Source organism: Pararhizobium sp. (assembly GCF_035497515.1).
GTDB lineage: Bacteria > Pseudomonadota > Alphaproteobacteria > Rhizobiales > Rhizobiaceae > Pararhizobium.
Window position 1 is genome coordinate 1 of record NZ_DATJDJ010000048.1, and the last position, 9,961, is coordinate 9,961.

Consider the following 9,961-nt stretch of genomic DNA (forward strand, 5'->3'; position numbering starts at 1 on the left):
AACTGGCGGTGTGCAGGAGTTCGTCTTTGCTGCTTTGCCCGTCACCCTAGCCCTCTCCCTCTGTGGGGGAGGGGGCGACTTCGCAATATTTTTGGATAGCTCACCAAGGCGAACAATTGCGTTCACAAGGGTTCGCTGCCATCTTCCGCTACGACACCTTTGGGGGGGGAGAATGAGATTTTTCGATTGTAATATTGGCCGCGCTTGCAGGCTGCCAAACTGCTGAGCAAGTTGCACAAAGCGAGCAATCCCACTTTGAATCGTTTTCCGGCCAGACGATGGCCCAGTTTATGGCAGCTACGATGGTTGAGCCGTCCGACTATTTTACAAGCGGAACAGATCGCATCTACGTTGCTTTTAAGGCTGCTCCCGATCCACGCTTCGGTTGCAAAATGCATATTGTGACCATTCCGAACGGACGAGGAAGCAGCGCAGATGGTTGGACGATTCGCGAAATCAGAAGGCAAGGTGGGTGTGCCGGCGTCTAACCCCCGCACATGGTCTGCAGGTGGAGCTAAGGTTGACGCCGCAAACACATCGGGTCCACACTCTCCAGCAACCAAGGAGAACGCCCATGTCCGATGATGATCGTTTCATGACGCAGGCCATTGCCCTTGCGCGCGAGAATGTTCACCGGGGCGGCCGGCCGTTCGGCGCGGTGCTGGTGATGGACGGCGAGGTCATCGCCACCGGCGTCAACGGTGTGATGGAAACGCATGACCCGACATCCCACGCCGAGCTCGTGGCCGTGCGCATCGCCTCGCACAAGCGCCAGTCGCCCATCCTCAAGGGCGCGAAAATGTATGCCAGCGGCCATCCCTGTCCCATGTGCCTTGCCGCCATGCGCATCGCCGGGATCACCGACATCGCCTATGCCTATTCCAACGAGGATGGCACGCCCTACGGCCTGACCTCGGCGTCGCTCTATGCCGACTTGAGGAAGCCGCTTACCGAACAGCAGATGACCTTCACCTACCAGCCGGTGCGCCCGTCGGGCGAGGTTGATATTTACGATCTGTGGCGGGATATGCAGCAGGGATAGCGACATGCCGGCTTTCCCGGCCGCCTTCCGTATCGGCGTCGCTCTCCGCCGCCGTGGCGGGCCGATTGCCTCTCTGCTGTCGGTGAAGTAGGGTCCGGCCGATTGGGCGGCGCTTGACGCCCGCAGGACCGGAATTCGCCATGACGCTTCAGGGAAAACGCATTCTCCTCATCATCTCCGGCGGCATCGCGGCCTATAAGAGCCTCGATCTCATCCGCCGCCTGCGCGAACGCGGCGCCTCGGTGCGCCCGGTGATGACGGCGGGGGCGCAGGCCTTCGTGACGCCGCTCGCGGTCGGCGCTCTGGCCGCCGACAAGGTCTTCACCGACCTGTTTTCCCGCGAGGACGAGCAGGATGTCGGCCATATCCGTTTGGCGCGTGACTGCGATCTCATTCTTGTCGCACCGGCAACCGCCGATCTGATGGCCAAGATGGCAAACGGCCTTGCCGACGATCTCGCCTCGACCATCCTGCTTGCCACCGATCGCCCGGTGCTGGTCGCACCCGCCATGAACCCGAAAATGTGGTGGCATCCCGCCACCTGCCGCAACCATGCGACCCTGGTTGCCGACGGCATCCATTTCGTCGGCCCGGCCTCCGGCGAAATGGCCGAAAGCGGCGAAAAGGGCGAAGGCCGCATGGCCGAGCCGCTGGATATCGTTTCCGCCGCCGAAGACATTCTCGACCCGTCGTCGAAGCCGCTGCTGGGCCGCAAGGCCATCGTCACGTCAGGCCCGACCCACGAGCCCATCGATCCCGTTCGCTATATCGCCAACCGCTCGAGCGGCAAGCAGGGCCATGCGATCGCCAGCGAACTTGCCCGGTTGGGGGCGGATGTGACGCTGGTCTCCGGCCCGGTCACCATCCCCGATCCGAAGGGGGTGCGGGTCATCCGCGTCGAGCGGGCCGAGCAGATGCGCGACGCCGTGCTCGCGGCACTGCCGGCCGATATCGCGGTGATGGTCGCGGCCGTCGCCGATTGGCGCGTGGCGAGCGCCGCCGGCAACAAGATCAAGAAGCAGCCCGGCGAAGCCCCGCCGCCGCTGCAACTGACCGAGAACCCGGATATCCTCAAGACCGTCGGTCATCATGCCCAGCGCCCGAAACTGGTGGTGGGCTTTGCCGCCGAAACGCAGGATATCGCCGAAAACGGTCGCTCGAAGCTGGAGCGCAAGGGCGCGGATTACATCGTCGCCAACGATGTCTCGCCGCAGACGGGCATCATGGGCGGCGATCGCAACACGGTGAAGATCATCGGAAAATCCGGCGACGAGGATTGGCCGGATATGGACAAGCAGGCGGTTGCCGAAAAGCTCGCGCGGCTGATCGCCTCACATTTTGCGGGATGACATGCGGCCCATCGGGATCGCCGACGGCGAGACCGCCTGCGTGCCGAACAGCCGGACATCGACACCGTTTTCACCGACGATCACCGCCGTGCCATCCGGGATTTCCACCCAGACGTTGTCGTCATCGTTGAGCGGTTCGGAGACGAGGCAGTAACCGCCGCTCGGGCCCATCGGCGCCGCATAGAGCGTCGGCGCCTTCCAGTCGGACGCGTAGCGTACGGCATAAAGGTCGTGACCGTCGGAAAGCGCCGCGGTGAAGCGGACGAGAACCTTGCGTTCCAGATGCTCGGCCAGCCGTTCGACGAAGGCCAGCGTCTCGGCAAGCGCGCCGAGCGGATCGTGCTCCAGCCCGAATTGCAGCGCCAGCAAGAACAGCAACTCGCTGTCGGTGGAGCCGGTGCGCGACGTGTAGAGGTCGTTGTCGAGCATCGCCTCCATCGGCCGGCGCAGATGGTCGAAATCGCCGATCTGGCCATTGTGCATGAAGGACCAGCGGCCATGCACGAAGGGATGGCAATTGTCGCGCCGCGTGCCGCCGCCGGTCGAGGCGCGGACATGGGCGAGAAACAGCGGTGAGCGGATCTGCCGGGCGATGCTTTTCAGGTTGCAGTCGGACCAGGCCGGCAGGATGTCGCGGTAACGGCCGGGCTCCGGATGATCGCCGTACCAGGCAACACCAAATCCGTCACCGTTGGTGGCGGTCTTGGCGCGGGTGGCGCAATGCGACTGCTCGATCAGCGAATGCGCCGGCGACGAAACCAGTTCTTCCAGGTAGAGCGGCTCTCCGCGATAGGCTGCCCAGCGGCACATGAATCATACTCCGGATCGCGGCGATGGCCCGCCTTGATGGTTCGTTAACCATGATAGTGACCGATCATCCCGGCAACATGGTAAAAATGCGTTAACGAACGGCATTTTCCGCATCTTCACCGCCAATTTAACGGCTTGTCGCCCGGGGCTCCTGTTTCGTCCGGAACAGCAGAGACCAACATTCGAACAAACATTCCATATTGACAATATTTGTGAAAATCATTTCATTTGCGCGCAAAAGCCGCGCAGCGCGGCCTCGGGAGGAGTGCAGGCATGTGCGGCAAGCGCAGGATCGGTGTCGGCTTGATCGGAACGGGTTTCATGGGCAAGGCCCATGCCCTTGGCTTCACGATCGCGGCGCGGGTCTTCGACCAGCCCTTTGAACTCGATCTGGTCACCGTCGCCGATGTCTCCCTGGAAGGGGCAGAAAAAGCCCGGCGCGGCCTCGGTTTTCGCAAGGCGACGACCGATTGGCGTGAGTTGCTGACAGACCCCGATATCGACATCATCGACATCACGACACCCAATCTCCTGCACAAGGAAATGGCGCTTGCGGCCATCGCCCATGGCAAGCATGTCTATTGCGAAAAGCCGCTCGCGCCGACGGTTGTCGAATGTGCCGAAATGGTTCTGGCCGCAGAGAAGGCCGGCGTCATCACGCAGGTCGGTTTCAACTACCTGAAAAACCCGATGATTTTCCTCGCCAAGGACCTGATCGAAAGTGGCGAGATCGGCGAGATCCGTTCTGTGCGAGGCATTCATGCCGAGGACTTCATGATGGACGCATCCGCGCCCTGGGGCTGGCGTCTCGACCCGAAGAGCGGCGGCGGCGCGCTCGCCGATATCGGCAGTCACATCATCGCATCGCTGCGTCATCTGGTCGGTCCGATCACATCGGTGCTGGCCGAAACAGTCATCCAGGTGCCTGAACGACCGATCGCACCGGGATCGAGCGAGATGCGCGCCGTCGAGGTCGATGACATCACCCGCGCCTTCGTCCGCTTTGAAGGCGGCGCCACCGGCAGCTTCGAGGCCAACTGGAGCGCCACCGGCCGCAAGATGCAGCATGATTTCGAAATCTACGGCTCCAAGGGCAGCATCGTCTTCACCCAGGAACGCATGAACGAACTCAAGGTCTGGTTCGCCGGCGACGATATCCGCAGCCGCGGTTACCGCACCATCTGGGCTGGCCCCGAGCATCCGCCCTACGGCGCCTTCTGCGTCGCGCCCGGCCACCAGATCGGCTTCAACGACCTGAAGGCCATCGAAGCCAACGAGTTCCTCGAAGCGATTGCCAGCGGCAAGAAACCCGGAACGGATTTCCGCGAGGGCTTCGAGGTCCAGAAGGTGGTTTCGGCGACCTACCAGTCTGCCAGGACCAATGAATGGGTTCATATCGGCAAGAACTGATGAACGGCGTGGAAAAATCGGAGCTATGGAATAAATATTCTATTCCTCGTTCCGTTCTTTGCTTAAGGTCTTGAGGCATCGCAAACGCAGGAAGACCGGCGACCATGGCTGAAACGGACAACGGCATTGCTCTTCCGCAGGACTTTGATGGCCTGAAGGCGATCATCCTGGAGCGCAAGGCGCAATTGCCCAAGCGTCTGCGTCAGGTCGCGGCCTATGCGCTGGATAATCCCGACGAGATTGCCTTTGGAACGGCAGCCAGCATCGCCACTTCGGCTGATGTCCAGCCATCGACACTGGTGCGTTTCGCGCAGCATTTCGGCTTCGAGGGTTTTTCGAGCCTGCAGCAGATTTTCCGGGCGCGCTTGCGCGAGCGCACGCCGGGTTATGACGAGCGGCTGCGGGCGCTGAGCGACAACGATCACAGCAAGCTTGAGAGTGGTTCGATCTTCAACGGCTTCGTCGCCGCTGCCCACCGCTCCCTCGACAATATCGCCACCTCGGTCGAGCCGGAAGCGTTCGAACGCGCCGTCAACATCCTGGCAGGGGCGGAGACCATCTACCTCGTCGCCAAGCGCCGCTCCTATCCGATTTCCGGCTACATGGCCTATGCGTTCGGCAAGCTGAAGGTCCGGTATCAGATGGCCGGCACGGCCGCCGGTATCGACGACGACATCCTCGGCATGGCCGGCCCCAAGGACGCAGCTTTTGCCGTCAGCTTCTCGCCCTATGCGTCCGAAAGCGTCAATCAAGCGAAGATGCTCGCCAGCCGCAAGGTGCCGGTGGTGTCGCTGACCGATTCGGCATTCTCGCCCCTGGCGGAATCCTCCAAGGTCTGGTTCGAGCTTGTCGAGGCCGATCATGCCGGGTTCCGGTCGCTGTCGGCCAGCATGGCTTTTGCCATGGCGCTGACCGTTGCCGTGGCTGAAAAAAGGCGACGGAACAGCGAAGAACGCGCTATGGAATGAAAATTCCATATTGACTATATAGCGGAATTTATGTTTCATAAATGGCAATACCCCACCAGCCAATAAAAATGTCGGCGCGACGCAAGCGCCCGCCGGGAGGATGCAGTGAGCCAGACCAACAGGACTGAGGCCGACAAGCCGCTTGACCTCATCACCATCGGCCGCGCGTCGGTGGATCTCTATGGCCAGCAGATCGGAACGCGATTGGAAGACGTCGCCTCCTTCGCCAAGTCCGTCGGCGGCTGCCCCACCAATATCTCCGTCGGCACCGCCCGGCTCGGCCTCAAATCGGCGCTTCTCACCCGCGTCGGCAAGGAACAGATGGGCCGCTTCATCCGCGAGCAACTGGAGCGCGAAGGTGTCGAGACCAAGGGCATCGTCACCGATCCCGAGCGGTTGACAGCACTGGCGATCCTCTCGGTGGAGAGCGATCATTCCTTTCCGCTGCTGTTTTACCGTGACAATTGCGCCGACAGCGCGCTCTGCGAAGACGACGTTTCGGAAGATTTCATCCGCTCCGCCCGCGCCATCCTCGTCACCGGCACGCATTTCGCCAAGCCGCATACGGACGCCGCCCAGCGCAAGGCGATTCGCATCGCCAAGGAAAACGGCGCCAAGGTCGTGTTCGATATCGATTACCGCCCGAACCTCTGGGGCCTTGCCGGCCATGATGCCGGCGACAACCGCTATATTGCATCGGAAAAGGTCTCGGCGCATCTGAAGACGGTTCTGGCCGATTGCGACCTGATCGTCGGCACCGAAGAGGAAGTGCTGATTGCCTCCGGTGACAGCGACCTTCTCGCCGCGCTGAAAACCATCCGCGCCAATTCGAATGCGACGATCGTCCTGAAGCGCGGCCCGATGGGCTGCATCGTCTATGATGGCGCGATCTCGGACGATCTGGAAGACGGCATCATCGGCAAGGGTTTCCCGATCGAGGTCTACAATGTTCTCGGCGCCGGTGACGCCTTCATGTCCGGCTTCCTGCGTGGCTGGCTTAAGGGTGAGCCGCATGCGACCTCCGCCACCTGGGCCAATGCCTGCGGCGCCTTCGCCGTTTCCCGCCTGTTGTGCGCACCGGAAATCCCGACCTGGACCGAATTGCAGTTCTTCCTGGAAAACGGCAGCAAGGAAAAGGCGCTGCGCAAGGACGAGGCGATCAACCACGTTCACTGGGCCACCACCCGCCGCCGCGACATTCCGCAACTGATGGCGCTGGCCATCGACCACCGCAGCCAGCTGGAAGACTTGGCTGGTGACAATGCCGAGCTTCTGGCCCGTATTCCTGCCTTCAAGGTTCTCGCGGTACAGGCCGCCGAGCGCATCGCCGACGGTCGTCCCGGCTTCGGCATGCTGCTCGATGACAAATACGGGCGCGACGCGCTGTTTGCCGTCAACAAGAACTTCTGGATCGGCAAGCCGATCGAGCTTCCAGGCTCGCGTCCGCTGCAGTTCGAATTCAGTCAGGATCTCGGATCGCGGCTCATCGACTGGCCGATCGATCATTGCATCAAGGTGCTCAGCTTCTTCCATCCGGACGATCCGGCCGAGATGAAGACAACCCAGATCGCCAAGCTGCGTTCAGCCTTCGAGGCGGCGCGCAAGGTCGGCCGCGAAATCCTGATCGAGATCATCGCCGGCAAGCACGGCACGCTCGACGACCAGACGATCTCGCGCGCGCTCAACGAATTCTACGATGCCGGCCTGAAACCAGACTGGTGGAAGCTGGAGCCGCAGGCAAGCCGTGCCGCCTGGGCCGCGATCGATGCAGTCATCGAAAAGCGCGATCCGTTCTGCCGTGGCGTTGTACTCCTGGGGCTGGAAGCGCCCTATGAGGTCCTGAAGGAAGGTTTTGCAGCGGCCCGAACATCCAAGACCGTCAAGGGTTTTGCCGTTGGCCGCACGATCTTCGCCGAGGCCAGCAAGGCATGGCTGGCCGGTGAGATGACCGACGAGCAGGCCGTCGCCGACATGGCGGGCAAGTTCGGCGCGCTTGTGGAGCTTTGGCTTGGTTTGGCGGAAACGAAGACGGCTTGATCGGGTGGCGCCGGCGTACGCGGTCGCACCCCCTCTGCCGGCGATGCCGACATCTCCCCCTCAAAAGGGGATTACCAGCGCCCACTGAGGAAGCCTTACAAAGGGGCAATGAGTGTGCGGTTAATCTCCTCCCTTGAGGGGGAGATGTCACGAAGTGACAGAGGGGGGTGAAACTTTCCTCATAAACAGAGATCAATAAGCGAGGCGAAGCCCTCGTTCGAGGAGGAAACAATGAGCCCGAAAACAGTGCGCCCGGAAACGGTACGACTCACGATGGCGCAAGCCGTCGCGCGGTTCCTGACCAAGCAGATGACGATCGTTGACGGAGAGAAGCTGCCGATTTTCGGCGGCATCTTCGCCATTTTCGGCCATGGCAATGTCGCCGGCATCGGCGAGGCGCTCTATGGCATCAAGGATACGCTGCCGATCTATCGCGCCCATAACGAGCAGGGCATGGCGCATGCGGCCATCGCCTATGCCAAGGCCTCGTTCCGCCAGCGTTTCATGGCCTGCACGACCTCGATCGGTCCGGGCGCGCTCAACATGGTGACCGCCGCCGGTGTTGCCCATGTCAACCGCATCCCGGTCCTCTTCCTGCCCGGCGACATCTTTGCCAACCGCGCGCCGGATCCGGTGCTGCAGCAGATCGAGAGCTATGGCGACGGCACGCTGTCGGCCAACGACGCCTTTCGCCCGGTCGTGCGCTATTTCGACCGCATCACCCGTCCGGAACAGATCATCCCGGCGCTGAAACGCGCGATGCAGGTGATGACCGATCCCGTCGATTGCGGCCCGGTCTGCCTGTCGCTCTGCCAGGATGTGCAGGCGGAAGCCTTCGATTATCCGGAAAGTTTCTTCGACGAGAAGGTCTGGACCTTCCGCCGCCAGCATGCCGATGACAACGAGCTTGCCGCTGCCATCGCGGCGCTCAAGTCCTCGACCAAGCCGGCGATCATTTCCGGCGGCGGCGTGCTCTATTCGCTCGCCACCCGGGAACTCACCGCGTTCGCCGAAAAGCACGGCATCCCGGTCGTCGTCACGCAGGCCGGCAAGTCCTCGATCGACGAGCGCCATCCGCTGTCCATGGGCTCGGTCGGCGTCACCGGCACGTCGTCGGCCAATGCGATCATCGACCAGGCCGATCTGGTGCTGGCGATCGGCACGCGCCTGCAGGATTTCACCACCGGCTCCTGGACGATCTTCAAGAACCCGGACGTCAAGTTCGTCGGCATCAACACCGCGAGCTTCGATGCCGCCAAGCACAATTCGCTGCCCGTCGTCGGCGATGCCCGGGTGACGATCACAGCACTTTCCGCAGCCCTCGGCGGCTGGACCGCACCGGCCGCCCTCAAGGAGCAGGCCGCCAGGCTCAAGGCCGAATGGATGGCATCAGCCGAAAAGGCGATGGCGCCGACCAATGTCGCCCTGCCGTCGGATGCGCAGGTCATCGGCGCCACGGCCCGCAACCATTCCGGCGAAAACACCGTGCTTCTCTGCGCCGCCGGCGGCCTGCCGGGCGAATTGCACAAGCTCTGGCCGGCGACCTCGCCGGGCAGCTATCACATGGAATACGGCTTTTCCTGCATGGGCTATGAAGTGGCCGGCGGCCTCGGCGTCAAGATGGCGCGGCCGGACGTGGATGTCGTCGTCATGGTCGGCGACGGCTCCTACATGATGCTCAATTCCGAGCTTTCGACCTCGGTGATGATGGGCAGGAAGATCACCGTCGTCCTGCTCGATAACCGGGGCTACGGTTGCATCAACCGGCTGCAGATGGGCACCGGCGGCGCCAACTTCAACAATCTGTTGAAGGACAGTTATCATGAGGTGATGCCCGATATCGATTTCCGCAAACATGCCGAGGCGATGGGCGCCGTCGCGCTCAAGGTCCAATCGATCGCCGAGCTGGAACAGGCGCTGAAGGACACGCGGGACAATGGCCGCACGACCGTCATCGTGATCGACACCGATCCCTTGATCACCACCCAGGAAGGTGGTCATTGGTGGGATGTCGCCGTGCCGGAAGTCAGCGACCGCCCCGAGGTCAAGAAAGCCCGTGAAGCCTATATCAAGGCGCTTTCCGCCCAGATTATCGGTTAAGACAGACACCCTTTCCGTCGTCCCGGGTCGAGCCAAGGGACGACAACCATACAAGACGACGGGAAGGCCGCCTGCCTTCCTCCAAGGAGACTTTTCATGAAAGCCAAACTCGGCATGTCGCCCATCGCCTGGTGGAACGACGATCTTCCCGAACTCTCTGATGACGTGTCGCTCGAGGAATGCCTGCGCCAGTCGCGCGGCGCGGGCTTTACCGGCATGGAGCAGGGCCGCCGCTTTCCGAGCAA

Annotated in this window: 8 protein-coding genes and 1 pseudogene; 8 read left to right on the top strand and 1 reads right to left on the bottom strand. The window is 62.1% G+C overall.

Annotated elements, in window-relative coordinates:
* Nucleotides 1-194: 194 nt before the first annotated feature.
* From VL202_RS05295 to coaBC, 3 genes are all read left to right on the top strand, one after another.
* A complete protein-coding gene (locus VL202_RS05295; RefSeq protein WP_325463113.1) occupies nucleotides 195-488 on the top strand; it encodes a hypothetical protein in 294 nt (97 codons plus the stop codon).
* 86 nt (nucleotides 489-574) lie between these two features.
* Complete coding sequence (locus VL202_RS05300; RefSeq protein WP_325463114.1) at nucleotides 575-1,042, top strand: nucleoside deaminase; 468 nt, start codon at nucleotides 575-577, stop codon at nucleotides 1,040-1,042.
* A gap of 140 nt (nucleotides 1,043-1,182) precedes the next feature.
* Complete coding sequence (coaBC, locus tag VL202_RS05305; protein ID WP_325463115.1) at nucleotides 1,183-2,391, top strand: bifunctional phosphopantothenoylcysteine decarboxylase/phosphopantothenate--cysteine ligase CoaBC; 1,209 nt, start codon at nucleotides 1,183-1,185, stop codon at nucleotides 2,389-2,391.
* On the opposite strand, the gene VL202_RS05310 is transcribed toward coaBC, so the two are convergent.
* Nucleotides 2,374-3,201 carry a class II glutamine amidotransferase gene (locus VL202_RS05310; RefSeq protein WP_325463116.1) on the bottom strand — a complete coding sequence of 276 codons (828 nt, stop codon included), beginning with the start codon at nucleotides 3,199-3,201 and terminating at the stop codon, nucleotides 2,374-2,376. The genes coaBC and VL202_RS05310 overlap by 18 nt on opposite strands.
* A gap of 273 nt (nucleotides 3,202-3,474) precedes the next feature.
* Here VL202_RS05310 and VL202_RS05315 point away from each other — a divergent pair, with 273 nt between their 5' ends.
* The 5 genes and pseudogenes from VL202_RS05315 to VL202_RS05335 form a co-directional block, all read left to right on the top strand.
* A complete protein-coding gene (locus VL202_RS05315; RefSeq protein ID WP_325463117.1) occupies nucleotides 3,475-4,611 on the top strand; it encodes a Gfo/Idh/MocA family oxidoreductase in 1,137 nt (378 codons plus the stop codon).
* Nucleotides 4,612-4,715: 104 nt separating this feature from the next.
* Nucleotides 4,716-5,579: a MurR/RpiR family transcriptional regulator gene (locus VL202_RS05320; protein ID WP_325463118.1), complete on the top strand. Its 864-nt coding sequence runs from the start codon at nucleotides 4,716-4,718 to the stop codon at nucleotides 5,577-5,579.
* A gap of 105 nt (nucleotides 5,580-5,684) precedes the next feature.
* Nucleotides 5,685-7,616: a bifunctional 5-dehydro-2-deoxygluconokinase/5-dehydro-2-deoxyphosphogluconate aldolase gene (locus VL202_RS05325; protein ID WP_325463119.1), complete on the top strand. Its 1,932-nt coding sequence runs from the start codon at nucleotides 5,685-5,687 to the stop codon at nucleotides 7,614-7,616.
* A gap of 231 nt (nucleotides 7,617-7,847) precedes the next feature.
* Complete coding sequence (gene iolD / locus VL202_RS05330; RefSeq protein WP_325463120.1) at nucleotides 7,848-9,716, top strand: 3D-(3,5/4)-trihydroxycyclohexane-1,2-dione acylhydrolase (decyclizing); 1,869 nt, start codon at nucleotides 7,848-7,850, stop codon at nucleotides 9,714-9,716.
* A gap of 96 nt (nucleotides 9,717-9,812) precedes the next feature.
* Nucleotides 9,813-9,961: pseudogene (locus tag VL202_RS05335) on the top strand (myo-inosose-2 dehydratase); the annotation flags it as partial.